Annotated in this window: 24 protein-coding genes; 13 read left to right on the forward strand and 11 right to left on the reverse strand. The window is 73.4% G+C overall.

Annotated elements, in window-relative coordinates; all coding sequences use genetic code 11:
- The first annotated feature begins 21 nt into the window (after positions 1–21).
- The gene (locus ABWK59_RS33855; RefSeq protein WP_354644492.1) at positions 22–798 is read left to right on the forward strand and encodes an ABC transporter ATP-binding protein; all 777 of its coding nucleotides are present in this window, start codon (positions 22–24) and stop codon (positions 796–798) included.
- Between the two features lie 110 nt (positions 799–908).
- Positions 909–3479 carry an ABC transporter permease gene (locus ABWK59_RS33860; protein ID WP_354645186.1) on the forward strand — a complete coding sequence of 857 codons (2571 nt, stop codon included), beginning with the start codon at positions 909–911 and terminating at the stop codon, positions 3477–3479.
- Between the two features lie 54 nt (positions 3480–3533).
- On the opposite strand, the gene ABWK59_RS33865 is transcribed toward ABWK59_RS33860, so the two are convergent.
- Positions 3534–4463: an SMP-30/gluconolactonase/LRE family protein gene (locus ABWK59_RS33865; protein ID WP_354644493.1), complete on the reverse strand. Its 930-nt coding sequence runs from the start codon at positions 4461–4463 to the stop codon at positions 3534–3536.
- Between the two features lie 76 nt (positions 4464–4539).
- Here ABWK59_RS33865 and ABWK59_RS33870 point away from each other — a divergent pair, with 76 nt between their 5' ends.
- The 5 genes from ABWK59_RS33870 (at position 4540) to ABWK59_RS33890 (ending at position 9441) form a co-directional block, all read left to right on the forward strand.
- A complete protein-coding gene (locus ABWK59_RS33870) occupies positions 4540–4995 on the forward strand; it encodes an Lrp/AsnC family transcriptional regulator (RefSeq protein ID WP_354644494.1) in 456 nt (151 codons plus the stop codon).
- A gap of 190 nt (positions 4996–5185) precedes the next feature.
- A complete protein-coding gene (locus ABWK59_RS33875; RefSeq protein WP_354644495.1) occupies positions 5186–6463 on the forward strand; it encodes an ABC transporter substrate-binding protein in 1278 nt (425 codons plus the stop codon).
- Positions 6460–7392, forward strand: a complete 933-nt coding sequence (locus ABWK59_RS33880) for a carbohydrate ABC transporter permease (protein WP_354644496.1) — start codon at positions 6460–6462, stop codon at positions 7390–7392. The genes ABWK59_RS33875 and ABWK59_RS33880 overlap by 4 nt, the downstream gene beginning before the upstream one ends.
- The gene (locus ABWK59_RS33885) at positions 7389–8219 is read left to right on the forward strand and encodes a carbohydrate ABC transporter permease (RefSeq protein WP_354644497.1); all 831 of its coding nucleotides are present in this window, start codon (positions 7389–7391) and stop codon (positions 8217–8219) included. The genes ABWK59_RS33880 and ABWK59_RS33885 overlap by 4 nt, the downstream gene beginning before the upstream one ends.
- 34 nt (positions 8220–8253) lie before the next feature.
- Positions 8254–9441 (forward strand): ABC transporter ATP-binding protein, encoded by a 1188-nt coding sequence (locus ABWK59_RS33890; protein WP_354644498.1) that lies wholly within the window; start codon positions 8254–8256, stop codon positions 9439–9441.
- Between the two features lie 26 nt (positions 9442–9467).
- On the opposite strand, the gene ABWK59_RS33895 is transcribed toward ABWK59_RS33890, so the two are convergent.
- From ABWK59_RS33895 to ABWK59_RS33910, 4 genes are all read right to left on the reverse strand, one after another.
- Positions 9468–9647 (reverse strand): hypothetical protein, encoded by a 180-nt coding sequence (locus ABWK59_RS33895; protein WP_354644499.1) that lies wholly within the window; start codon positions 9645–9647, stop codon positions 9468–9470.
- Between the two features lie 23 nt (positions 9648–9670).
- Positions 9671–10027 carry a PRC-barrel domain-containing protein gene (locus ABWK59_RS33900; protein ID WP_354644500.1) on the reverse strand — a complete coding sequence of 119 codons (357 nt, stop codon included), beginning with the start codon at positions 10025–10027 and terminating at the stop codon, positions 9671–9673.
- A 154-nt stretch (positions 10028–10181) separates the two neighbouring features.
- On the reverse strand, positions 10182–10949 hold the full coding sequence (locus ABWK59_RS33905; RefSeq protein ID WP_354644501.1) for a hypothetical protein: 768 nt from the start codon (positions 10947–10949) through the stop codon (positions 10182–10184).
- 213 nt (positions 10950–11162) lie between these two features.
- A complete protein-coding gene (locus ABWK59_RS33910; protein ID WP_354644502.1) occupies positions 11163–11744 on the reverse strand; it encodes a DinB family protein in 582 nt (193 codons plus the stop codon).
- Between the two features lie 157 nt (positions 11745–11901).
- On the opposite strand from ABWK59_RS33910, the gene ABWK59_RS33915 reads away from it, so the two are divergent.
- Positions 11902–12477: a DinB family protein gene (locus tag ABWK59_RS33915; RefSeq protein ID WP_354644503.1), complete on the forward strand. Its 576-nt coding sequence runs from the start codon at positions 11902–11904 to the stop codon at positions 12475–12477.
- Between the two features lie 14 nt (positions 12478–12491).
- On the opposite strand, the gene ABWK59_RS33920 is transcribed toward ABWK59_RS33915, so the two are convergent.
- Both ABWK59_RS33920 and ABWK59_RS33925 read right to left on the reverse strand, forming a co-directional pair.
- Entirely contained in the window at positions 12492–12779 is a 288-nt protein-coding gene (locus ABWK59_RS33920; RefSeq protein ID WP_354644504.1) for a DUF1905 domain-containing protein, read from the reverse strand.
- 98 nt (positions 12780–12877) lie between these two features.
- Positions 12878–13675 (reverse strand): hypothetical protein, encoded by a 798-nt coding sequence (locus ABWK59_RS33925; protein WP_354644505.1) that lies wholly within the window; start codon positions 13673–13675, stop codon positions 12878–12880.
- Between the two features lie 147 nt (positions 13676–13822).
- On the opposite strand from ABWK59_RS33925, the gene ABWK59_RS33930 reads away from it, so the two are divergent.
- Positions 13823–14116, forward strand: a complete 294-nt coding sequence (locus ABWK59_RS33930) for a hypothetical protein (protein WP_354644506.1) — start codon at positions 13823–13825, stop codon at positions 14114–14116.
- A 511-nt stretch (positions 14117–14627) separates the two neighbouring features.
- Here ABWK59_RS33930 and ABWK59_RS33935 read toward each other — a convergent pair.
- Together ABWK59_RS33935 and ABWK59_RS33940 are read right to left on the reverse strand one after the other, a co-directional pair.
- Entirely contained in the window at positions 14628–16934 is a 2307-nt protein-coding gene (locus ABWK59_RS33935; RefSeq protein ID WP_354644507.1) for a family 20 glycosylhydrolase, read from the reverse strand.
- Between the two features lie 455 nt (positions 16935–17389).
- Positions 17390–19096, reverse strand: a complete 1707-nt coding sequence (locus ABWK59_RS33940) for a hypothetical protein (protein WP_354644508.1) — start codon at positions 19094–19096, stop codon at positions 17390–17392.
- A 129-nt stretch (positions 19097–19225) separates the two neighbouring features.
- Between ABWK59_RS33940 and ABWK59_RS33945 the strand changes: the two genes are divergently transcribed.
- Positions 19226–19834 carry a hypothetical protein gene (locus ABWK59_RS33945; protein ID WP_354644509.1) on the forward strand — a complete coding sequence of 203 codons (609 nt, stop codon included), beginning with the start codon at positions 19226–19228 and terminating at the stop codon, positions 19832–19834.
- Between the two features lie 10 nt (positions 19835–19844).
- On the opposite strand, the gene ABWK59_RS33950 is transcribed toward ABWK59_RS33945, so the two are convergent.
- Positions 19845–20504: a HEAT repeat domain-containing protein gene (locus ABWK59_RS33950; protein ID WP_354644510.1), complete on the reverse strand. Its 660-nt coding sequence runs from the start codon at positions 20502–20504 to the stop codon at positions 19845–19847.
- 143 nt (positions 20505–20647) lie between these two features.
- Between ABWK59_RS33950 and ABWK59_RS33955 the strand changes: the two genes are divergently transcribed.
- From ABWK59_RS33955 to ABWK59_RS33965, 3 genes are all read left to right on the forward strand, one after another.
- Positions 20648–21325 (forward strand): ArsR/SmtB family transcription factor, encoded by a 678-nt coding sequence (locus tag ABWK59_RS33955; RefSeq protein WP_354644511.1) that lies wholly within the window; start codon positions 20648–20650, stop codon positions 21323–21325.
- Positions 21326–21329: 4 nt separating this feature from the next.
- Positions 21330–22667, forward strand: a complete 1338-nt coding sequence (locus ABWK59_RS33960; protein ID WP_354644512.1) for an MFS transporter — start codon at positions 21330–21332, stop codon at positions 22665–22667.
- Positions 22668–22848: 181 nt separating this feature from the next.
- Positions 22849–23151, forward strand: coding sequence for a hypothetical protein (locus ABWK59_RS33965; RefSeq protein ID WP_354644513.1), 303 nt, complete (start codon positions 22849–22851; stop codon positions 23149–23151).
- Positions 23152–23159: 8 nt separating this feature from the next.
- Here ABWK59_RS33965 and ABWK59_RS33970 read toward each other — a convergent pair whose 3' ends face one another.
- On the reverse strand, positions 23160–23924 hold the full coding sequence (locus ABWK59_RS33970) for a class I SAM-dependent methyltransferase (protein WP_354644514.1): 765 nt from the start codon (positions 23922–23924) through the stop codon (positions 23160–23162).
- Between the last annotated feature and the right edge of the window lie 18 nt (positions 23925–23942).

Consider the following 23942-nt stretch of genomic DNA (forward strand, 5'->3'; position numbering starts at 1 on the left):
CGCACCCGAGGTGGAGCAGCCATGCCACAACCCCTCCCGCCCTCCGGCCCCACGGCCCTCGAACCGGCCGCCCGCGCGGTGGACCTCACCAGGACGTACGGCCGGGGCGAGACCCGGGTCACCGCGTTGGACGCGGTGTCCGTGGAGTTCGCCCGCGGCCGGTTCACCGCCGTCATGGGGCCCTCGGGCTCCGGCAAGTCCACCCTGATGCACTGCATGGCCGGCCTGGACCGGGTGTCCTCCGGATCGGCCCGGATCGGCGGCGTCGAGCTGGCCTCGCTGAACGACCGCCAACTCACCCGGCTGCGCCGGGAGAAGGTCGGCTTCGTCTTCCAGGGCTTCAACCTGCTGCCCACTCTCACCGCCCTGGAGAACATCACCCTGCCGCTGCGGCTGGCCGGACGGCATCCCGACACCGCCTGGCTGGACACCGTGGTCGCCACCGTCGGCCTCGCCGGCCGGCTCGCCCACCGCCCCTCCGAGCTCTCCGGCGGTCAGCAGCAGCGCGTCGCCGTGGCCCGGGCCCTGGCCTCCCGCCCGGAGATCGTGTTCGCCGACGAGCCCACCGGCAACCTCGACTCCCGCTCCGGCGCCGAACTGCTCGGCTTCCTCCGCGACTCGGTCCGCGAACTCGGCCAGACCGTGGTCATGGTCACCCACGACCCGGCCGCCGCCGCCCACGCCGACCGGGTGGTGTTCCTCGCCGACGGCCGGCTGGTGGACGACCTGCCCGAGCCGACCGCCGGCGCCGTTCTGGACCGGATGCTCGCCTTCGAAGCCCCGGCCGCCGCCCGGTGAGCCCGCACCCCGTCCCGCCGCCGTCCGACCCCGGCGGCGCTCGTACCCGGACCCGCACCCGTACCCGTCGAAAGCCCGTCATGCCGCGAACCCCCTCACCGCGTACCGCCCTGCTGCGCACCGCCCTGCGCAACGCCCTCGCGCACAAGGCCCGGCTGGCCATGACCGTCCTCGCGGTCTGCCTCGGGGTCGCGTTCGTCTCCGGCTCCCTGGTCTTCGCCGACTCCACCACGGCCGCGTACCGCGCCTCCCTGGCCAGGAGCTACGCCGGCATCGCCGTCACCGTGGAGCCCGTCTTCCGCCCCGGTGCCCCGGAGCAGGACGGCGTCCTGGACGACGCGCTCGCCGCCCGGCTGGCCGCCGTCCCCGGGGTCGCCGCCGTCCGCCCGGCGGTCGACGGCTCGGTCACCCTGGCGGCGAAGGACGGCCGCCCGATGCGCGCCGACCAGCCGATGGGTCGCCTCGCCGCCGGGTACGTCCCGGGCCCCGACGGCACCGACGCCCGCCTCCCACTGACCGCCGGACGCGCCCCGCGCACCGCCGAGGAGGTGGCCCTGGACCGCGGCACCGCCGAAGCCGGCGGCTACGTCCTCGGCGACACCGTCACCCTGGCCGTGGACGGTCCGGTCCGGCGGATGCGCCTGGTCGGGACGGTCGCCGGCGGCGACCCCCGGGTCACCTCCGGCGGCACCCTCGCCGTGTTCGACCGGGCCACCGCACAGGAACTGTTCGCCACCCCCGGCCACTACACGGCCCTCGACCTCGCCGCCACGCCCGGCACCGACCGGGCCGACCTCGCCCGGCGGATCGGCGCCCTCCTGCCGCCCGGCCGGGCCGAGGCCGCAACCGCCGCCGCGAAGGCCGCCCAGCAGTCCGTCTACATCGACGCCCGCACCCGCAGCCACGCCCGGTTGCCCCTGGTGTTCGCCGCGGTGTCGCTGTTCATCGGCTCGTTCCTGATCGCCAACACCTTCACCATGCTGGTCACCCGGCGCTCCCGGGAGATCGCGCTGCTCCGCGCGATCGGCGCCACCCGCCGCCAGGTGGTCCGCTCGGTGCTCGCCGAGGCGGCACTGATCGGCCTGGCCGCCTCCGTGGCCGGATTCCTGCTCGGGCTGGGCGTCGCCGCCGCCCTGCCCGGCCTGCTCGAAGGCGCGGACGACCCGCTGCCCCGCGGTCCGCTGGTGATCGGGGCCGCGCCGGTGCTGGCCTCCCTCGCGGTCGGCGTCGGCGTCACCGTCCTCGCCGCCTGGCTGCCCTCCCGCCGCGCCGCCCGGATCGCCCCCGTCGAGGCGATGCGCAGCGCCGAGCAGCCGCCCGCCCCGGCCCGGTCCCGGCTCCGTGCGGCGGCCGGCGCCGTCCTGCTGCTGGGCGGCACCGGGCTGCTGGTCTCGCTGCGGCACGCCGAGAACGCCTCGGACCGCAACCTGCGGACCGCGCTGCTCGGCTGCGGCCTGCTGGTGACCGGCCTGATCGCGCTGGCCCCGCTGCTGGCCGGCCCGGTGATCCGCCTCCTCGGCCGGCTCACCGCCCGGTTCGGCGTCCCCGGCGACCTGGCCCGGGACAACGCCCTGCGCGACCCCCGCCGGACCGCCGCCACCGCCGCCGCCCTGATGATCAGCACCGCGCTGGTGGCCGGACTCGCCGTCATCGACCACTCCTCCCGCCGGGCCCTGGACGCCCAGGCGGCGGCCGGTCTGAGCGCCGACTACGTGATCGGCACCCGCACCCCCACCACCGCCGTGGACGCGGCCGCGGTACGGCGGATCGCCGCGCTGCCCGGGGTCGCGGTCGCCTCGGCCGTCGCGGACTCGACGCTCTCCGCCGGCGCCCTCACCCGGCAGGTGTCCGGCGTGGACCCGAGGACCGTCGGCGCCGTGATGAACCTCCGCTTCACCAGCGGCTCCGCCCCCGACCTCGGCCCGGGCCGGATCGCCGTCTCCGCCGGCTTCGCCCGGGAGGCGCGGATCGGCACCGGCGACCGGATCACCGCGAGCATCGGCCCCGGCGGGGAGGACCGCCCCTACACGGTGGTCGGCGTCTACCAGGACAACCCCACCGCCCGGGACGTCCTCGCCGACCGCGGCGACGTCCAGCGCGACAGCCTCCTGCCGGACTCCGTCCAGCGCGTCCTGGTGACCGCCGACCGCTCCACCGCCGACCGCTCCACCACCGCGGCGGGCCTGGAGAGGCGGCTGCGCGAGGCCGTGGACGGCAGCCCGTTGCTGACCGTCCGCGACCGCGCCCGGCTGGTGGAGGACCAGGCCGGGGTGGCCGGCGAGCTGATCACCCTGGTCCTCGGACTGCTCGGCATCGGCGTGGTCGTCTCCGCCCTCGGCATGGTCAACACCCTCGCCATGGCGGTCGCCGAACGGACCCGGGAGATCGGCGTGCTGCGCGCCCTCGGCATGGACCGGGCCGCCGTCCGCCGGATGATCCGCCTGGAGTCGCTCACCGTCGCCGCCTACGGCACCCTGCTGGGCCTGGCCGCCGGCCTGTTCGGAGCCTGGCGGGTCAGCGGGCTCGCCAACGGCGCCATCCCCCAGTACGCCTTCGCCCTGCCCTGGGGCACCCTCGCCCTGGTCGTCCTCCTCTCGCTGGCGGTCGGCGCCGCCGCGGCCGCCCTCCCGGCCCGCCGCGCCGCCGCCCTCGGGCCGCTGGAGGCCGTCACCGAGGCCTGAGGCCGCGGCCGGTCCGGCGGACGGGCCGTCCGATTCGCCCGAGCGGCTGTGCGGTCAGGTTGCGGCGGGGCGGACGCGGTGGGTGCCGGTGACGGCCATGACCAGGGAGTACAGCGAGGTGCCCGCGGTGATGAAGAGGCGGTTGTTCTTCGGCCCGCCCCAGGCGATGTTGGAGACGGTCTCGGGGACGAGCAGCCGCCCGATCAGCGTGCCGTCCGGGTCGTAGCAGTGCACCCCGTCGTCCAGGGCGGCCGCCCACAGGCGGCCGCCGTCGTCGAAGCGGATGTTGTCGAAGCTGCCGGCCCGGGCCTTGGCGAACACCTCGCCGCCGGAGAGGGTGCCGTCCTCGCGCACATCGAAGACGCGGATGTGCCGCTGCCGGCTGTCCGAGACGTACAGCTGCCGCTCGTCGGGGGAGAGGACCAGCCCGTTGGGGCCGGTGAAGCCGTCCGCGGCCAGCCGGACCCCGCCGTCGGCGGGGTCGATCCGGTAGACGTGGCAGGCGCCGATCTCACTCTCGGCGCGGTGGCCCTCGTAGTCGCTGGTGATGCCGAAGTCCGGGTCGGAGAACCAGATCGAGCCGTCCGAGTGCACCACCGCGTCGTTGGGGGAGTTGAACCGCTTGCCGCAGTAGCGGTCGGCCAGCACGGTGATCGACCCGTCGTGCTCGGTCCGGGTCACCCGGCGGTTGCCCTGCTCGCAGCTGATCAGCCGGCCCTCGCGGTCCAGGGTGTTGCCGTTGCTGTGGCCGGCGGGGGAGCGGAAGACGCCGACCGTGCCGGTGGCCTCGTCCCAGCGCAGCATCCGGTCGTTGGGGATGTCGCTCCAGATCAGCTGGCGCCACGCCGGCAGGTAGACCGGCCCCTCCGCCCAGCGGCAGTCCCCGTACAGCTTCTCCAGCCGCAGGTCGCCGTTGGCGCACTTCCCGGTACGGAAGCGATCATCCAGGATCTCGTACAGGCCGTACTGGATTTCACCGGACACAGTCCACCCCTTGTCGTCTATGACAGAACCTTGTTCGGTTCGGCAAGAGTATGGCAGAAGGCGATATGGTTCCGACATGGCATCGGAGAACCTCGACGAGACCGACCGCGCCCTCATCGCCCTGCTCCAGCAGGACGCCGGCCAGGCGTACGCCGCCCTGGGCAAGGCCGTCGGACTGTCCGCGGGCGCCACCCACGACCGGGTCCGCAAGCTTCGCGAGCGCGGCGTCCTGCGGCGGACCACCGTGGAGGTCGACCCGGCGGCGCTCGGGCTCGGCGTGCTCGCCTTCGTGATGGTCGACTCCTCGGCCTGGATGGGGGATTCGGCCGAGGCCTTCGCCGCCATCCCGGAGATCGAGGAGGCCCACGTCATCGCCGGCAGCGCCTCCGTCCTGGTGAAGGTCCGCACCGCCACCACCGAGCGGCTCCAGGACGTACTGCGCCGCCTGTACGCCGTCGACGGCGTCAGCGGCACCCAGGCGACCGTCGTCCTGGAGACCTTCTTCGAGCGCCCGCCGTCGCCCGGCGTGTAGCGCCCGGCGGTGCAGCGCCCCCGGGTGGGCCGTTCGTTCCCGGGGATGTGCTGCGCTGCCGCTCGATTCCGCTGAACTCCGCAGGGGGCCGCCCGGTTGGGCCGTCCGGCTGAGCCCCCGCGCGCCGCGGGCCCGGTCGGCCGGCGTACCGGGCTACGGTCGGCTGGCCCGTCCGTCCCAGGGGAGAGCGATGCCGAGGTCCAGCCGGTTCCGGTCGCGGTGGCTGAGTGCCACCGCGGGACTCTGCCTGCTCGGCTCCGTCCTGGCCGGCTGCGGGGGCGGCGCCGAGGGCGGGCCGGTGAAGCTCAACTGGTACAACTTCCCCGACGACTCCGGCGCCCTCCAGGAGGCCGCCGACCGGTGCAGCCAGCAGTCCGGCGGCCGCTACACCGTCACGTACAACAAGCTGCCGCGCGGCGCCGACGGCCAGCGCCAGCAGCTGGTGCGCCGGATGGCCGCGCACGACGAGACGGTGGACATCCTCGGCCTGGACGTCACCTGGCCCGCCGAGTTCGCCGAGGCCGGCTGGATCAAGGAGTGGACCGGCACCCTGAAGGACCGGGCCACCGAGGACACCCTCACCGCGGCCGTCCAGACCGCCACCTGGCAGGGCCGCCTGTTCGCCGCCCCGTACAACTCCAACACCCAACTCCTCTGGTACCGCGACGACCTGGTGCCCACCCCGCCCAGGACCTGGGCCGAGATGCTCGCCCAGGCCGAGGCGCTGGCCCAGCAGGGCAAACCGCACTACGTGGAGATCCAGGGCGCCCAGTACGAGGGCCTCACCGTCTGGTTCAACACCCTGGTCACCAGCGCCGGCGGCTCGATCCTCACCCCCGACGCCCAGGCCCCCTCGCTCGGCCCGCCCGCCGTGGTCGCCGCCGGGGTCATGCGCGACACCGCCACCTCGGCCGCCGCCGACCCCTCCCTGCCCAACCAGATGGAGGACCAGAACCGGCTGGCGATGGAATCCGGCACCGCCGCCTTCGAGCTCAACTACCCCTTCGTCTACCCCTCGATGAAGGCCAACCAGCCCGAGCTGTTCCCGCACTTCCGCTGGGCGCCGTACCCCGCCGTGCTGCCCGACCGGCCGGCCTCCGTGACCATCGGCGGCATCGACCTCGCGGTGGGCGCGTACAGCCGGCAGCCCGACCTCGCCTTCGAGGCCGCCCTCTGCCTGCGCGACCGCGAGAACCAGCTCACCAACGCCCTCAAGGGCGGCCTGCCGCCCTCCCTGCGCAGCCTCTACCAGGCGGCCGAACTGACCGAGAGCTACCCGTTCGCCGCCGAGGTGCTGGCCGCCCTGGACAACGCCAGCATCCGCCCGCAGACCCCCGCCTACCAGAACGTGTCGATCGCCATCTCGCACACCCTCTCCCCACCCGCCGAAATCCGACCGGAGCGCACCGTGGCCGACCTCCGCGGGCAGATCGAGGACGCGCTGGACTCCAAGGGGCTGATCCCGTGACCCCCTCCACCGCGCTCGGCGACCGCGCCGCCCCGAAGACCCCGGAGCTGTCCGAGGGCGCCCGCCAGGAACGCCGCCTCGGCCTGCTGCTCTGCGCCCCCGCCGCCGTCGTCATGCTCGCCGTCACCGCCTACCCGATCGCCTACGCCGTCTACCTCTCGCTGCAGCGCTACGACCTGCGCTTCCCGCAGCAGGCCCACTGGGTCGGCCTGGCCAACTACGGCGCCGTGCTGAGCTCCGAGTTCTGGTGGCAGGCCCTGTGGGTGACCGTGCTGATCACCGTGGTCTCGGTGGCGATCGAACTGGTCCTCGGCATGGCCCTCGCCCTGGTGATGCACCGCGCGGTCTTCGGCCGTGGCACCGTCCGCACCGCGGTCCTCATCCCGTACGGCATCGTCACCGTGGTCGCCGCCTACTCCTGGCAGTACGCCTGGACCCCCGGCGTCGGCTACCTCGCCGCCCTGCTGCCCGAGGGCAGCGCCCCGCTCACCGACCAGTGGCAGGCGATCGGCCTGATCATCCTCGCCGAGGTGTGGAAGACCACCCCGTTCATGGCCCTGCTGCTGCTCGCCGGCCTCGCCCTCGTCCCGGAGGAGACCGTCCGCGCCGCGATGGTGGACGGCGCCGGCTTCAGCCAGCGGCTGCGGCTGGTCGTCCTCCCGCTGATGAAGCCCGCCATCCTGGTCGCCCTGCTCTTCCGCACCCTGGACGCCTTCCGGATCTTCGACAACATCTACGTGCTGACCGGCGGTTCCAACGACACGGGGTCGGTGTCGATCCTCGGCTACGACAACCTCTTCACCGCCCTCAACCTGGGCATCGGATCGGCGATCTCGGTCCTGATCTTCCTCTGCGTGGCGATCATCGCCTTCGTCTTCATCAAGGTCTTCGGCGCCGCCGCGCCGGGTGGCGAACCGGAGCGCCGATGAGCAGCCGCACCCGCACCCTCACCAGCTGGGGCGTCGCCAACCTGATCGTCCTCCTCTACGCCCTCTTCCCGGTCTGGTGGATCGTCGCCCTCTCCTTCAAGGACCCCAGCACCCTCACCGACGGCGACTTCATCCCCCGGGAATGGACCTGGGAGAACTACCGGGGTATCTTCCAGACCTCCGAGTTCACCCGCGCCCTGGTCAACTCGATCGGCATCTCGGTCATCGCCACCACCATCGCCGTGGTCCTCGGCACCATGGCCGCCTACGCGGTGGCCCGGCTGCGCTTCCCCGGCAAGCGGCTGCTGATCGGCGTCTCCCTGCTGATCGCGATGTTCCCGCCGATCTCCCTGGTCTCCCCGCTGTTCACCATCGAGCGGGCCCTCGGACTGTTCGACACCTGGGCCGGGCTGATCATCCCCTACATGACCTTCTCGCTGCCGCTGGCGATCTACACCCTGTCGGCGTTCTTCCGCGAGATCCCCTGGGACCTGGAGAAGGCGGCCAAGGTGGACGGCGCCACCCCCTGGCAGGCCTTCCGCCTGGTCATCGCCCCGCTGGCCGCACCCGGCGTCTTCACCACCGGCATCCTGGTCTTCATCTTCTGCTGGAACGACTTCCTCTTCGCCATCTCGCTGACCTCCACCACCTCGGCCCGCACCGTCCCGGCCGCCATCGCCTTCTTCACCGGCAGCTCGCAGTTCCAGCAGCCGACCGGGTCCATCGCGGCCGCCGCCGTGGTCATCACCATTCCGATCGTGATCTTCGTCCTGCTGTTCCAGCGCCGCATCGTCGCCGGCCTCACCGCCGGCGCAGTCAAGGGATGAGCCCGCCCCACCGGGCGGCTCGGGAAGGCGAACCGTGGCCGAGATCGTCCTCGACGGCATCACCAAGCGCTACCCCGACGGCGCCCTCGCCGTCAGCGACTTCAACCTCACCATCGCCGACGGCGAGTTCGTCATCCTGGTCGGCCCGTCCGGCTGCGGGAAGTCCACCACCCTCAACATGATCGCCGGCCTGGAGGACATCACCGAGGGCACCCTGCGGATCGGCGGACAGGTCGTCAACGACCGCGCCCCCAAGGACCGCGACATCGCCATGGTCTTCCAGAGCTACGCCCTCTACCCGCACATGAGCGTCCGCGACAACATGGGCTTCGCGCTGCGCCTGGCCAAGGTCGACAAGGCGACCATCACCGCCAAGGTCGAGGAGGCCGCCCGGATCCTCGACCTCACCCGGCACCTCGACCGCAAACCCGCCAACCTCTCCGGCGGCCAGCGCCAGCGCGTCGCCATGGGCCGCGCCATCGTCCGCGACCCCAAGGCCTTCCTGATGGACGAGCCGCTCTCCAACCTCGACGCCAAACTCCGCGTCCAGATGCGCACCCAGATCGCCGCCCTGCAACGGCGCCTGGGCACCACCACCGTGTACGTCACCCACGACCAGGTCGAGGCGATGACCCTCGGCGACCGGGTGGTGGTCATGCGCGGCGGTCTCGTCCAGCAGGTCGGCTCCCCGCAGCACCTGTACGACGCACCCGTGAACCTCTTCGTCGCCGGCTTCATCGGCTCACCCGGCATGAACTTCCTCGCCGCCACCCTGGAGCAGGGCGCGCTGCGCACCTCGCTCGGCGACCTGCCGCTCGACGACCGGCTGCGCCGCACGCTGGAGGAGGCCGACGCGCCGCGCGAGCTCATCGTCGGCATCCGCCCGGAGTCCTTCGAGGACGCCGCCCTGGTGGACCAGCACGCCGCCGGCATCACCTGCACCGTCACCGTCGACGTCCGCGAGTCGGTCGGCTCCGACGTGTACGTGCACTTCACCGAGGAGGGCGGCCCGGCCCGGACCGAGGAACTCGCCGAGCTGGCCGCCGACTCGGGCCGGGCCGACACCGGGGTGCAGGAACAGCGGGTGGTGGCCCGGCTGAACACCGCCACCCGGGCCGCCGAGGGCCGGCCGGTGGAGCTGTGGGTGGACACCGCGCGGATCCACGTCTTCGACCCGCGCAGCGGCGCCAACCTGACCCGCCGGGAGCAGGACGGGAGCTGAGACCCGCCGCCGCGCCGGGAAGCCGGTCAGCGCACGGGTCGGCGCACGGGTCGGCGGCCTCCACGCCGCAGCCCGACCACGCCCAGGGCCAGCGCGACGAGGAACACGACGACACCGATCGCCAACAGGTACGCCAGGCCGTCGGCGACCACGCCGATCAGTCCGAGCACGATCGCGGCGATGATCAGCAGCAGCACTCCCACCATGTCCCCGGCCTCCCGTCCGTGCCTCAGCGGCGGGCCAGACGGCGCTCGCCGCCCGCGCCCGGCGCGTAGTCCAGCTGGTAGTGCGCGAAGACCTCCGGCTCCCGTTCGGCCTCCAGCACGCCGTCCGTCGGGATCGCCGGGGCGTCCTTGACCGGCGACCGCGGGAAGGCCACCCGCAGGTAGCCGGGGCCGACCGTCGCGTCGGCCAGGGGCACGAACACCAGCCGGTGGCGGGTCGGCAGTCCGACCGTCACCGTCCCGAAGGCGGCCTGGTCCGTGCCCGTGTCCACGTAGACGGACTCCAGGGTCCCGATCCGCCTGCCGCGGTCGTCGACCACGTCGTGCCGGCGCCACTCCCTGATGTCGGCCATCCCGATCATCCCGCTGCCTCCGCGCTCGGTGTCGGCGGTCCCGCGGCTCCCCGGGACCGCCGTCGACCGGCACCGCTCGGGGAACCGGGACCCGGCTCCGGAGGGGCGGCTACCCGGGATTCCCCGAGCCATGCCCGGGCCGGTGCTGTGACGGCCGCAGCCGCTACGGCTGGGCCGGGGGGAGGTCGGCGGGGTCGATGGCGGGGCCGAGGCCGTTCAGGAGGGGGCGGGAGCGGCCGAGGGCGTCGATGTCGGAGCCGAGTTCGAGCGCGGCACCGATCCAGGCGGCGCCGAACGCCCAGACCGACAGCCACTCGCAGAGGTACAGCGGCCGGATCTCCCAGTCCGCGCCCACACCGGTCAGCCCGGTGACCACGGCCAGTGCGCCGAACAGCAGGATCAGCGCACCGGCCACCAGGTAGCCGCGGCTCACCCAGGGCCGCTGCACGTAGTGCGGGTTGCGGAAGGAGTGGATGCAGAACATCGCCAGGACGAACAGCAGCAGCCCGGCGAGGACGAGGTGGAGGACGCCGACGGTCTCCTGGAAGGCCGTGGCGCCGTGGGGCGCGGTGGGGAACAGGGCGACCCCGAGCGCGAACACCCCGGCCGCCGTGCTCCAGCGGTCGTCCCGGCGGTCGAAGCGGTAGCAGATCAGGAACACGCCGAGGGCGCACAGGCTGCCGACGAGGATGTTCCGGGTGCTGGTGTAGTAGGCGCCGCTCATCGAGCCGGGCCAGAAGTCGGTGGTGTCCTGGCCCCTGAGCTCGGCGAACAGCCAGTTGCCCAGGGGCAGTGCCAGCGGGAGCAGGACGCCGATCACGCCGACGCCGAGGCGTAGCCGCATGACGGTCCGTTCGTCCTGGGTGGTGCCGTCCCGGGCGTCGAGCGATTCGCCGCGCCGGGTTCTCTCCGCGCGCCAGTCGTGGGTCACGGGTGCCTCCTCGTCCTCCCGGACACCACGCTCCCGACCACGCGCCGCGCGCGTGGACGGAAGCGGGGTCGGTGGTCCGCCGGTCGACGCCGGCTGTCACCTGGTGTACCCGGGTGGTCGCATGACGTACCCCGCGAATGGCCACATTTCGCTCACGGACCGAGCACGGCCCGCGCCGGCGCTGGTCGGCCGGCGCTGCTCAGCCCGCGCTGGTCAGCCGGTCGGGGCCTGCCAGGGCTGGAACCACGGGTCGGGCCACTGCTCGGCGGCGGCCAGCAGGGGGAACAGCGTGGCGCCGTCGATGGATTCGCGGATGATGTCGGCGTGACCGCCGTGCCGGGAGGTCTCCTCGATCAGGTGCAGCAGCACCCAGCGGACGGACCAGTTCTCCACGTCGGCGGGGAACCACGGCAGACCCTGGGGGACGGGCACGGCCTGGCCGAGGTCGGCGATCTCGGCGATCACCGCGTCGGTCTCCCAGGCTGCGGCCTCGTACTGGTCCAGCACGTCCGCCAGCGTCTCCTGCGCGGTGAGCGCGAACTCGGCGGAGTCGTCCTCCTCCGCCGTCCGCTGGGGGCCGCGCTGCCGCTGGAGGATCAGGTCGGTCCAGCCGGCCTCGCATCGTGCGGCGTGCTTGATGAGACCGCCGATGCTCAGTGCACTGGCGGTGGGGGTCGTCCTGGCCTGATCGTCCGTCAGTCCATGGGCGGTGGCGCGCAGGGCCTGGCGCTGCTGGGTGAGGTAGGCGAGCAGGCCTTCGCGCTCGTCGGCGATCGGCGGTACGTGTGCGGGCATGGGGCTGACCCTCTCGCCTGGAGAAAGGGCTGGTCAACCCCCCCGTGAAAAAAGTTTCAGCTTCTTGCGCAAGCAGCCGTGTACGGCGAGGCGGGGTGACAGTAAGGTCTTGCGGAAAGTTGCTGCAAGAACTTGCACCGCGCGAGAGGGTCCCGTCATGCCGAGAGTCGTCCCGCCCGTCGCCGACGAGCGCGCCGCGCTGACCGCCTACCTGGCCCATCAGCGGCGCTCGCTGCGGGTCACCGCCTACGGTCTGACCGAGGAGCAGGCCCGGGCGGCGGCCTCCGCCAGCGAGCTGAGCATCGGTGGTCTCATCAAGCACGCCGCACGGTGCGAGGGCTTCTGGACCGACCTGATCCTGCGGCAGGAAGGGGCGGACGAGTCGGGTGCGGACGAGTTCCGGCTCGCCCCGGACGAGACCCTGGCCGAGGTCCTGGCCGCGTACGCGGAGGCGGCCGAGCGGACCGACGCGGTGATCGCCGGAGTTGCGGACCTCGGGCAGGCCGTTCCGGTGCCGCCGGGGGCTCCCTGGATCCCCGCGGAGGTCACGGAGTGGTCGGTCCGCTGGGTCCTGCTGCACCTGATCGAGGAGACGGCACGGCACGGCGGTCACGCCGACGTCATCCGCGAATCCATCGACGGCGCGACCTTCGACCCGCTGCTCGCCGCGGCCGAGGCGTGGCCCGACCCCTGGGTCCGGCCGTGGGAACCCGCGTCCCCGGTCGTCGGCTGACCGGTGACCGGGTTCTACAGACGGACGCTCAGCTCGACGGTGACCTCGTCCCCGCTCGCCAGCCCCTGCGGCTTGCGCACGGCGTTCTTCACCGGCAGCAGGTATCCGCCGTCCTTCGGGAAGAGCGAGGTGGTGAAGGCCGTCCCGCCGATCCGGGCCTCGACCGGGACGACGCCCCAGCCGTAGGTGGCCATCGCCGCCACGTCCCGGATGTCGGCGGCCTGTTCCTCGGGCACCGGGACGAAGAAGTAGGGCGAAGGCCCCCGCCACTCGATCACATGGCTGACGAAGACGACGTCCACCGGGCCGGTCCGTTCCCTCGTAGGTGTCCAACTCCCGGTCAGCGTAGCGGTGGTCGCCGAGCCGGCTGAACGGGGTGGGGGCAGGGGGCGGAGCGTGCCTACCCTGCGGCCTGCCGGGTCAGGCGCCACGGGGTGCCATCCCCGTGGTGGACGGTGAGGACCGGGTGGTCGAAGGTGCCGCCGGTGACGATCGCGACGAGGTCGCTCCGGTTGCTGCTGTCGCGGAGGCAGGAGGTGGTGGCCTCCTTCCGGTCCAGCCAGACCTGGACCGACGTGGACATCTGCGGGTAGTCGAGCCGCCAAGGTCCCTCCTCCGTGCACGTTCCCCGGCGGAGGACGTAGTGCCAGCCCCCGGGCGCAGCATCGGCCAGGGCGAGGGTGACCTCGTGCTCGTGGTCGGCCCAGCCCCCGGTGAAGTCCACGTTTTCCATGCGGTACTGCGAGGAGACGGCGACGGCCGCCACCAGCGCGACGGCGGACGCGGCTGCCGCGGTCATCCCGCCGTGGTGCCGCCCGATCGGCGGGGAGTCGGGGGCGGCCGCACGCGATCTCCGGCGCAGGTTGAGGAACACGGCGACCGTGCCGGCCAGCGGTGCGAGTGCGCCCCAGGTCAGCCAGCTGCCCGTGCCCGCCGCCAGCGTCATCACCACCATCGCCGCCAGGCCGACGACCACGGCGACCGCCCACCAGGCCGCCTCGCCGCAGCGGCGCCCGAGCGTGAACGCGAACAGCAGCAGCGCCGCGAGTTCGGCCAGCAGGGGCAGGCCCCCGCCCGCGTAGTCCGGACGCAGCAACTCGGGCTCTGCGAAGGCGAACCCCGCCACCAGCCCCAGTATCTGCGCACCGACCGCCCACCACAGCGCGACGTCGAGCCGCCGCTGCGAGACCCCCTCCATGCACCCTCCCTTGAACGCGTTCAATTATCGCGGCGACAGGCTAGCGGAGAACCGCCGAGCAGGTCACGCCCGCTCCCGCGGGCCGGACTGGCCGAGCTGCCGACCGGGTGCGAGACGCAGGGCGCGCGGGCCGTCCCGGTGGCCGTGGTGATCGAACCCGAGCGGGCCGTCAACCCGGTCCTGGTACCGCAGGGCATCACCACCCTCGCCGTCCTCGCCACCAGGGCCGGCGAGTACGGGCTGCCGCTGGCCTTCGACGCCACCGCCGTCCAACCGCTCACCGTCCGCTTCGGCGCGCGCGACCTGGTCTACGGCGGGACGGGCGGCAGCACCGAACCGCACCGCCAGGGCCACCCGGTCAACGTGGTCGAACGGGCCGACCCCGCCGCCGGGGCCGTCCGCGACGACGACCTCGACCTGCTGCTCCACAGGCCTGCGTGAAGGGCGCGTACACCGACCCGGGCAGCGGGTGCACGTACCGCTTCTTCGGGTGCGACGCGGTGCGGGTGGTGTCGTTCCCGCCGCAGTAGGTCCTGTCCGGTCCCCGAGGCCCGGTCCGCGCCACCCGCTACGGGGGCCGGGCCTCGGGGCCGCGCGGGTCGTGGGTGGGGTACGGGTCGGGGGTGGCGGCCCGGGCCGAGGGAACGGCCGGGCCGCCGGGTGCGCCGGTTGGGACGGCGCCTCACAGCGGGTGCCACCGGTCCTGTTCCACCAGGGCCCGGCCGCACCTCCGAAGCCGCACACTCTGCCACGGAAGCCGCCCGCCGGGAAGCGGGCCGCACCCCCGTTCTCGCGGGCTCCCGTCGCCGCCTGGGCCGGCCGGTGCCGGCTGATCCGACGGGTGCGCGGTGAAACCGCTGGTCGGCGCCCTGACCACCCGCTCGAAGGGCGAGCGGTGGTGGCCACCCGCGAGGTGGGGCTCACGGGCGGCCGGTCAGTGGGGTGTGGTCGGTCAGGCGAGCTGCCAGCGCTGGAGGGGGGCGGCGGTGTCGGGTTGCTGGGTGACCGCCGCGCCGTCGACGGTGGAGGCGGTGGTGAGGAGCAGGCCGCTCTTCTTGGAGGCGATGGTGTAGTCGCCGCCGGGGAGCGGGGTGAGGAGCCAGCGCTGGTTGTCGGTGCCGGTGCAGGTCCACTGGATGACGGCGGCGCCGGCGGCGGTGGAGCCGCCGTTGACGTCGGCGCAGAGCTGGGAGGCGGCGTTGACCAGGGTGTAGCTGCCGTCGGCGTCGGCGGTGAGCTGCCACTGCTGGTTGGTGCCGCCGTGGGTGGCCCAGGTGATCAGTTGGGTGCCGGTCTTGGTGGAGCTGCCAGGGACGTCGAGGGCTTTGCCGCCGACGGACAGGACGTGGGTGCCTGCCGGTCCGCCGGGAGCGTAGACCTCGAACTCGTAGAGGGAGTAGCCGTAGGTGGTGCCGCGCTGGGTGGCGTACAGGCGGATGTAGCGGCCGGAGCCGGTGAGGCCGGTGAGGTCCTGGGTGCCGCCGGTGCCGGTGGTGGTGGAGTAGACGGTGCGCCAGGTGACGGCGTCGTCGGAGAGCTGGATCTGGAAGGCCCTGCCGTAGGCGGCCTCCCAGCGCAGCACGACCCGGCCGACGGTCCGGGTGGAGCCGAGGTCGACCTGGAGCCACTGCGGGTCGCTGTAGGTGCTGGACCAGCGGGTGGCGCCGTCGCCGTCGGTGGCGGAGGCGGCGGGGAAGTTGGGGGTCTCGGTGCTGGAGGCGGTGGCGGGCTTGTTGCGGGCGAGGTTGCCGGGCTGGGAGGCCCCCGGCCAGGCGGGGTTGTGGCCGACGGCGGTGACGATCGGGGTGAAGCCGGCGTAGGAGGCGGCCGGCTTGGGGGAGCCCCAGGTCTGCTGCGCGAGGCCGCGCAGCGGGTACATGATGCCGGCGGCGATCTGGTCCTCGGTCTCGGCGTTCGGGTTGTCGCACCAGACGTGGATCAGTGAACCGGGGTTGCGGGTGGGGTCGGTGAGGGTGTTGCCGCCCTGGAAGAGGTCCGGGTTCCAGGTCTCGTACATCCACTTGGTGTCGGGCTTGGCGCCGCCGAGGACGTAGTAGGTGGGTGTCCAGGACTCGTTGGCGACGGTGTGTCCGGCGGCGGCCAACTGCTGTGGTGTGAGGCCGTAGTCGTACCAGTACTCGACGAGGATGTCGGCGTTCGGCGTGATGGTGCCGTCGCCGGACTTGATGCCGTCGTTCCACATCCGCGTGGTCTTGCCGCCCGCCCGGACCAGGGCGTCGGACCAGTTGACGAAGCCGTAGTACGTGTCCTTGGCGGTGGCGTCGGCGCCGTAGTGGGCGCGGGCGTAGGACAGCAGCTGCGGGTACTGGCGGTAGTCGCCGACGTACTCGTCCGCGCCGATGTGCCAGTAGGGGGCGGGGAAGAGCGGCAGGTACTCGGTGATCAGGTCCTTGATCAGGGTGTAACTGCCGGGCAGCGAGAGGTCGATGAACTCGGCGCTGGCGGTGCCGGAGCTGTTCTTGAGCTTGAGCTCCGGGTGGGCGGCGAGGATCGCGTTCATGTGTCCGGGGGTGTCGATCTCGGGGACGATGGTGACGTGGTACTTCTGCCCGAGGGCGACCAGATCGGCGATGTCCTGCTTGGTGTAGTGGTCGGTGGAGACCACCTCGGGGTGGGTCGAGCTCTCGATTCGGAAGCCGAAGGTGTCCGACAGGTGGAAGTGGAAGTAGTTGAGCTTGAGGTAGGCCAGCTCCTTGATGTGCTGCTTCACCCAGGGCACGGTGAAGTACTTCCGGCCCTGGTCGATCATCAGCCCGCGCTCGGGTTTGGCCGGCCAGTCGACCGCCGTCCCGGCCGGCACGGTGGCGGACTGGTGCAGCAGCTGGAGGACGGTCCGGGTGCCGTAGAACGCGCCGGTGTCGGTGCCGGCCTTCACCGTGATCGACGGGCCGACGGTCAGCCGGTAGCCCTCGGCGGGCAGTGAGGCGTCGCCGAGGGTGAGGGCGATGTCCCCGGCGGCCGGTGTCCCGGTGACCAGTTGGACGGTCCGGCCCTCCAGGGTGCCGAGGTCCTCGGCGAACGTGGCTGCCTCGTCGGCGAGTTGGGCGCTGTACGCCGGGTCCACGACGATCCGGGCGGTGGCGGTGAAGGTGTACGAGCCGCCGGCCGCCGTCCACTGGCGCAGAGCCGGGACGGTCTGCGGCGCGGTGGCGGCGACGGCCGGGCCGGCGGACACGGCGGGCAGGGCGAGGGTGCCGGCGGCGCAGACCGCGGCGACCAGGAACCGGAGCAGGCGCAAGGGGTCTCCCTGGGGCGGGTGATCAGTGCGGCTGGGCGATCAGGTGAGGGCACTTCGGACGGCTGAGCAGCTGGCTGTGGTGCGCATGTCATCCGTGCAGAGTCAGGGGCGGGGCTGCCGTTGCTTGATGGTGGCAGCGGCTGAGCGTTTGTGCAAGATGTTGTTGAGTTTCAGTCACCATTGCTTACTCGAAGGCGAGTTGTCCCTCGGCGGATGTCAGCGGTCCGTGCTGGGGTGGTCGGGCCGGTACGGGTTGGTGAGGGGGGGCGGATGTCGCGGTCGGTGATGGTCGGCGCGGCGGTGGTCATCGCGGGGCCGCGGTTGCGGGAGTTCCTCCGGGCGCCGGTGGTGCCGGCGTCCGCATGGGGGGAGCGCGAGTGGGCCGGGGTCGGCGGGTGCTCGGAGGAACTGGCGGGCGCGGTGGCGGAGTGCGACCGGTGGATCGGGGGCGGGGACTACGCCGGGCTGCTGCGCGGCATCGACGAGGAGGGCGGCAGGCTGGCGGTCGGGTACGAGGAGGCGAGCGGATCGCTGACGGTCGACTTCGAGGTCCGGGCGGACTTCCGACTGCCCGCGGTGGTCTGGGCGTTCACGGTGCTCCGCGGCATGGCCGGCTTCCTGGCTGGGGAGGACGGCGGGCTGGTGACCGTCACCTCCGACTGGGACGAGGACGTGCTGCTGATGCACCTGGCGCCGGACCGCTCGTCGTTCCTCGACCGCCGCCGGGACGCGAGGATCCTGGCGGCGGCCGGGGACCGGGAGTTCGACGTCCGGTGCGCCGTGGGGGAGGCCAGCGTCGGGGAGGAGTCGTCGTCCGGGCTCGTCGAGCGTCTGCTGCGGGCCGGCGGCGGGGACACCTTCGCGGCACCGTCCACCCAGCGCCAGTCCGCCGGCGCGTACCGCTTCTTCAGCACCGTCCGGCCGGTGCCGTACCCCTTGAGGGCGGCCGCGACGGCTGCGGGCAGGTCCGCGAGGTCCTCCGGCACCGGGACCCGCAGCACCAGGTGCTGCTTGCCGTGGACCAGGAGCAGCTCGCCGGCCGGGGTGCATTCCAGCAGGGTGAAGTGCTTGAGCGCCGTGAACGGCTTGTCGTCGGTGGAGATCCGGGAGCGCAGCCGCCGATCCGCGCTCCACGCGTACAGGCCGTAGCGGTTGAGGTGGAAGGCCCGGGAGCGGTACGGGTCGGCGACGACGGTGTAGTGAAAGCCGGTGAACGGGCTGTCACGGTACCGGTCCAGGCCCTCCAGGCGGCCGAGCAGTGCCCCCTGGTCGTCGAGGAGCGCGAAGCTGAACTCCTGGCCCCGGCTGCCGGAGCGGTAGGTCCTGCCGAAGACCGGGACGACGAACAGGTCCTCGCCCAGTGCGGCGGGCCGGGTCATCCGGGAGTCCTCGTATCCGTAGAGGCTGCCGGAGGAGCCGGTCAGCCGGTTCAAGAGGTCGGTCAGCGAGGGCGAGGGGCGGTTGTCCCGTCCCACGGGGGCGCCGGCGAAGAGGATGTGCCGGGAGAGGTCCTCCTCGGTCTGCCGGCCGGTGCGCGAGGTCAGGGAGGCGATGGCCCGCAGGGTGGCCTTGGAGCCGGGAGTGAGCGCGCTGCCGGGGTCCGACACGGCCACGAGGTTGGGCAGCGCCCCGGCCCAGTTGCCCAGCCCGTACTCCGAGGCCATGCACAGCAGACGGCCCTCGGAGGTCACGGTGATCGACGCGGCGAACGGGTCGCCCGTCCTGGCGAGCCGGTCGTCGAGGATGGAGGGGACCGTCCAGGAGGCGGACACCCGGCTCAGGTCGGGGGAGAGGAGGTGGGTGCTGCCGGCTTTCGAGGTGAGGGCCAGGTGCCCGTCGGGGAGGAGGGCCAGGTTCGGGCCGTCGTCGACGACGACCTCGGACGGGCTGCCGTCCGGCCGGAGGTCGCCGACCACGGCCGTGGCGGTGGGCGTCCCGTCCGGGGCGTAGCGGGTGACCAGGGAATGCCAGAAGTTGCGGGTGGCGGGCGGACCGGCGTCCGGGGCGCCCGAACGGTACCGCCCGACCATGGACATCACGTAGGTGTCGCCGGCGGCGGTCGCCACGGCGTGGCGGGCCACCAGGCCGAGCTCGTCGGTCGGGCCGACCTGGTGGGTCTCCAGCAGCTCGGCGGGGATGGTCATGGGCAGGATCGCGGACATGATCGATATTCTCCGCCCGGGCGCTGACACTCTGTCGGCCGCCCGGGGGCGACCCCACCCGCAGGCGAGGCCCCGGTGTGGTGATCGATAGGGTGTGCTGCCGCAAGCGGAGTGACAACGGGAGCGACCATGGGGACAGAGGCACGGGCGCGGGGCAACCGGCGCCGGTGGGTGGGGCCGGGACTGCTCGGTGTCGCCGCCTGCCTGCTGCTGGAACTGGCGCTCGGCGCGTGGTCCCGGCGCTCCGGCGAGGGGCTGGTGATCCTCGCGCTGCCGTTCGAACACCCCGCGGTGTTCGGCGGGTTGCTCCTCGCCGCCCTGGTCGGAGCGGCGGTGGCGGGGAACCTGAGCCCCTTCCTGCGGGTCACCACCCTGCTGCTCGCCTGCCTGGTCGGCGTGGGCCCGCTGCCCATGGCCCTGCTCGGGCTCGCCCTCGGAGACGGCGAGGAGGTGACGGCGGACCGGGCGGCGCCGGGGCGACCGGACCGGCACCTCGTGGTGGAGGAGGGGATGGCGATGATCGACCCCTACTGGAACGTCTACGTCGAGGACGGCTCCTGGCCGACCGAGCGCCGCTGGCGGGTCGGGTACTTCAACGGCGACGCGGGCGCCAACGCGCTGGTCGGGGCCGAGTGGGACGGACCCGACCGGATCCGCCTCACCACCGGGGACAAGGAGGTCCACCTGGTCGACCTCACCCCGGCCGGCCGGCCGTCGAGGACGCTGTCCCGGGGCTGAGGCCCGCTGCTCATAGGCGCCCCGGCAGGGCTCGGAGAGCGGCGCGGCCCGCGTCGCGGACGAACGGGAGCGGGTCGGTGTCGGCCAGGCGCCGTAGCCGGTCGCGCGCCGCGAGGTCGCCGATCCGGCCGAGGGCCGTCGCCGTCCGGGCGCGGGCATGCGGGTCGGGGCCGTCGAGCGCCCGCCGGAGGAGCGGCGCCGCCGCCGAGTCGCCGCGCAGGCCGAGCGCGTGGGCGGCCTCGCCGCGGGTACGGAAGGACGGGTCGGACATCAGCGCGGTGAGCGCCCGCACGGCCACCGCCGTCCCGCAGTCGGCGCGTCCGAGGAACCAGGCGAGCGACTGCCGCAGCCGCTGATCCGCCTCCCGGGTCCAGGGCACGTGCGGCAGCAGCGCCCGTGCCGCCTCCGCGTCCCAGGGCAGTGCGACGGTGCCGGAGAGCCGCAGCAGCGCGTCGACGCACCTCGGCTCGGTCACCCGGCACAGGCTCAGCGCCAGCGCCCGCACACAGGCCGGGCACGTGGGCGGTGCGGTGGTGAGGGCGTCGGCGGTACGGACGAGCGCGGCGACGGACGGTTCGGGTCCGGGCCAGTAGGCGACCGTCAGGTGTCGCGCGGCGGCATCGGGTCGTTTCGGTCCGCAGAGCGCGACGGCCGGGTGGTCGATCTCCATGTCGCGATCCAAGCGGCCTGCGACACCGCCGCGCAAAGCCCATACGAGCGCGGGGCCGCCCGGGCGATGACGGGCCGTCGGAGGGATGGGAGTGGAGATGTGAGACTTGACTCTCAGATTATCTGAGAGCACACTCTCACATCATGGAGCCCAAGCCCGATCCCACGCCTTCCGGGACGCCCGGCAATCCCCTCGGCGACCTGGAGATCACCGACCCCCAGACGATGCGCGCCCTGGCCCACCCGGTGCGCCTCGCCATCCTGGAACGCCTCCAGCGCCACGGCCCCGCCACCGCCACTCAGCTCTCGCCGCATGTCGGCGCGACCCCGACCGTCACCAGCTGGCACCTGCGTCACCTGGCCGGGTTCGGCCTGGTCCGCGACGCCGAGGCCGCAGCCGACCGCAGGCAGCGCCGCTGGGAGGCGGTGGCGCGCGGCTTCCGGTTCCCGGCCGGCGGCGAGGGGGAGACCCGCGAGGCCGCCCGCGCCCTCGCCCAGCAGATGTTCCTCCGCTACGCCGACCTCCCGGCCCGCTGGATCACCGAGGTCGAACCGGTCCTCGAACCCGAGTGGCGCGCCGTCGCCGGCCTCGCCAACACCCGCGTCGTCCTGGCACCCGACGAACTCGCCAGCCTCGTGGGCGCGATCGAGGACCTCCTCGCCCCGTACGTGACCCGCGACAGCGCCGACCACCCGGCCGACGGCAGGCCCGTCCGGCTGATGCGGTACGTCCTGCCCGAAGCCGCGCCGGCCGAGGAAACCGCGGCGACTGAGGACGACCGCGACGGCAACCCCGACGACCGTACCCAGAAAGAGAGATGACCCCATGGCCACGACCGTTCCGAACCAGAACCCGCCCACCGCGTTAGCGCCCCGCGACAACCGCTTCCCGCGCTTCTGGGCCGGCCAGTCCGTCTCCCAGTTCGGCGACCGCATCACCGAACTCGCCCTGCCGCTCCTCGCCGTCACCACCCTCGACGCCACGCCCGCCCAGGTCGCCACCCTCACCGCGCTGATCTGGGCGCCGAACCTGCTGGCCATCCTGCTCGGCTCCTGGGTCGACCAGCAGCGCCGCAAGCGCCGGCTGATGGTCCTCGCCGACCTGATCCGGGCCGCCGCCCTGCTCACCCTCCCGATCGGCTACGCCCTCGGAACCGTCCCCCTCGCCCAGCTGTACGCCGTCGCGCTGGTCACCGGAGCGGCCGGGGTGCTGTTCAACTGCGCCTACCCCTCCTTCTTCGCCCGCCTGGTCGAACCCGCCGACTACGTCCGCGCCAACAGCCGCCTCAGCACCAGCCGTTCGGCCTCCTACGTGGCGGGCCCGGCGCTCGGCGGCGCACTGATCCAGGCCCTGACCGCTCCTGTCGCGGTGGTCGCCGACGCGCTCTCCTTCCTGGTCTCCGCGGTCCTGATCGGCCGGATCCCGCTCGACGAACCGCAGCCCGCCACCGGGGGCGACGACGCCTCCTTCGTGGGCCGCGCCCGCGACGGCCTCGCCTTCACCCTCCGCCACCCGGTCCTGCGGGCCGCCCTCGGCTGCGCCACCACCGTCAACTTCTTCACCTTCATCGCCCAGGGCCTGCTGGTGCTGTTCGCCGGCCGCACCCTCGGCCTCTCCGCCGGCGCCATCGGCCTCGCCCTCGGCCTCGGATCCACCGGCGCGCTGCTCGGCGCTCTGCTGGCCCCCCGGATCTCCCGTGCACTCGGGATGGGCCGCACCATCGTCCTCGGCGCCGTTCTCTTCCCCGCGCCGCTCGCCCTCGCCGCCGTGGCCGGCGGCCCCGCCTGGGCGCGGGCGGCCACCCTCTGCGCGGCCGAGTTCCTCATGGGGGCGGGCGTGATGCTCTTCGACATCCCCCTCAACTCCCTCCAGACCTCGGTGATCCCCGACGAGGTCCGCAGCCGGGTCTCCGGGGCCTTCGCCACCGTGAACTACGGCATCCGCCCCCTCGGCGCCCTCACCGGCGGCCTCCTCGCCGACCTCGTCGGCCTGCGGCCCACCCTGGTGCTCGCCGCCTTCGGCGGGGTCCTCGCCGCCCTGTGGCTGCTCCCGTCGCCCATTCCGCGGGTCCGCTCGCTGGACCCGGTCGCCGAGGCGGACGCCGACGCGAAGGCCGCTCCCGAGCGTGACCGTGTTGCCGACCCGGCGCCGGCCGCGAGGTGACTCAGGGGCCCGCGGGCGGCCTCCGGCGACGGCGTACGCTCGTCAGCGGTGATCACGAGGACCCTGGGCGGGAAGCCCGCTGTCTCGGGGCGCGGCGGCCGCGGTGAAGCCGAAAGCCGGGACATGTCGGGAATCGGCCCGGGATGTGCAGGTATCGTGCACACCTCCAAGGAGGTACGCCATGATTGCCGGCCCAGGTTTTTGGGATGCAGAGATCGAGCGCGCGGGCTGGTCACGCGTCCTGTCGCCCGGCCCCGCCGATTTCCCGGAGCTCGCCGGCCGGGGTTCGGCGTGGGGACGCAACTGCTACACGCGCGGCACCGACCGGCTGGTGATCGAGTGGTCCGGGGAGATATCGATCTCCGCGGTCCTGCTCAACGGACGCCTCCGCCTGGTGCTCTCCGCCGAGGACCTCACCGCCGCCATCCGGCCGGACACCGGCGACCCGGACGACTTCGCGCGGCCCCGGGCCCGCTTCTTCTGAGCCCGCCGCTACGCCGCTCGCCGGCGTGCGACATGGACGGTGAGGTCGGCGGAGATCCCGACCGTCTCGGGCAGCACCCGCGCGATCGCGTCGTACGCCTGCCGTCGCCGCAGCGGCGGCAACTGGAGGTACGCCGAGACGGTCGACAGGTAGCCGACGTAGTCCGCCGCTCGCATGGTCAGGCGCCGATCGACGACGGACTGCCGGACGTCGACGAACAGCGGGGACCGCTGCAGCTCCGTCCCCGGCCACTGCATCTCCGCCTCCGGAGCGGTCCCGTCGGGGGACGGGACCTCGTCGCTCTCCAGGAAAGGCGCCCGCGCCGCCCGTACGGACTCCGCAACCGCCGCGTCGGCCAGCCGGAACGGGCCGCCGAACGAGGCGACCACGCCTTCGGGTTCCAGGAGCGCGGCCACCCTCGACCACCGGTCCTCCGGGCGGGTCCAGTGCAGGGCCGCCGCCGCGTAGACCAGTCCGAAGGTCTTCCCCGGCCGCAGATCCTCGAACGCGGCCCGCACCGTCGTCACGTTCGCGGGCACGGTCTTTCGCAGCTCGGCGAGCATGGCGGCGTCGGGCTCCGTCGCCGTGACGTCGACACCGCGCCCGGCGAACAGGCGGGTGGCCTTGCCCGTCCCCGCACCGATCTCCAAGGCCGTCCGCACCGGCCGGCCCGCGTACGTCGTCACCAGGCCGAAGAGCTCGTCGGGGTAGCCCGGCCGGAACCGCTCGTAGGCCTGCGCGATGGCGCCGAAGGCCAGTGCACGAGTAGACATGCCGAGCATCGTGGCACG

Origin of the sequence: Kitasatospora sp. HUAS MG31, assembly GCF_040571325.1 — a bacterium.
In the GTDB taxonomy this organism is placed as follows: Bacteria; Actinomycetota; Actinomycetes; order Streptomycetales; family Streptomycetaceae; genus Kitasatospora; species Kitasatospora camelliae.

Bases quoted from the DNA above. Each gene is read 5' to 3' on its own strand.
- ABWK59_RS33855 (WP_354644492.1), top strand. From the start codon at position 22: ATGCCACAACCCCTCCCGCCCTCCGGCCCCACGGCCCTCGAACCGGCC.
- ABWK59_RS33870 (WP_354644494.1), top strand. From the start codon at position 4,540: ATGGCATCGGAGAACCTCGACGAGACCGACCGCGCCCTCATCGCCCTG.
- ABWK59_RS33875 (WP_354644495.1), top strand. From the start codon at position 5,186: ATGCCGAGGTCCAGCCGGTTCCGGTCGCGGTGGCTGAGTGCCACCGCG.
- ABWK59_RS33885 (WP_354644497.1), top strand. From the start codon at position 7,389: ATGAGCAGCCGCACCCGCACCCTCACCAGCTGGGGCGTCGCCAACCTG.
- ABWK59_RS33895 (WP_354644499.1), bottom strand. From the start codon at position 9,647: ATGGTGGGAGTGCTGCTGCTGATCATCGCCGCGATCGTGCTCGGACTG.
- ABWK59_RS33900 (WP_354644500.1), bottom strand. From the start codon at position 10,027: ATGATCGGGATGGCCGACATCAGGGAGTGGCGCCGGCACGACGTGGTC.
- ABWK59_RS33910 (WP_354644502.1), bottom strand. From the start codon at position 11,744: ATGCCCGCACACGTACCGCCGATCGCCGACGAGCGCGAAGGCCTGCTC.
- ABWK59_RS33915 (WP_354644503.1), top strand. From the start codon at position 11,902: ATGCCGAGAGTCGTCCCGCCCGTCGCCGACGAGCGCGCCGCGCTGACC.
- ABWK59_RS33925 (WP_354644505.1), bottom strand. From the start codon at position 13,675: ATGGAGGGGGTCTCGCAGCGGCGGCTCGACGTCGCGCTGTGGTGGGCG.
- ABWK59_RS33940 (WP_354644508.1), bottom strand. From the start codon at position 19,096: ATGTCCGCGATCCTGCCCATGACCATCCCCGCCGAGCTGCTGGAGACC.
- ABWK59_RS33945 (WP_354644509.1), top strand. From the start codon at position 19,226: ATGGGGACAGAGGCACGGGCGCGGGGCAACCGGCGCCGGTGGGTGGGG.
- ABWK59_RS33950 (WP_354644510.1), bottom strand. From the start codon at position 20,504: ATGGAGATCGACCACCCGGCCGTCGCGCTCTGCGGACCGAAACGACCC.
- ABWK59_RS33955 (WP_354644511.1), top strand. From the start codon at position 20,648: ATGGAGCCCAAGCCCGATCCCACGCCTTCCGGGACGCCCGGCAATCCC.
- ABWK59_RS33960 (WP_354644512.1), top strand. From the start codon at position 21,330: ATGGCCACGACCGTTCCGAACCAGAACCCGCCCACCGCGTTAGCGCCC.
- ABWK59_RS33965 (WP_354644513.1), top strand. From the start codon at position 22,849: ATGATTGCCGGCCCAGGTTTTTGGGATGCAGAGATCGAGCGCGCGGGC.
- ABWK59_RS33970 (WP_354644514.1), bottom strand. From the start codon at position 23,924: ATGTCTACTCGTGCACTGGCCTTCGGCGCCATCGCGCAGGCCTACGAG.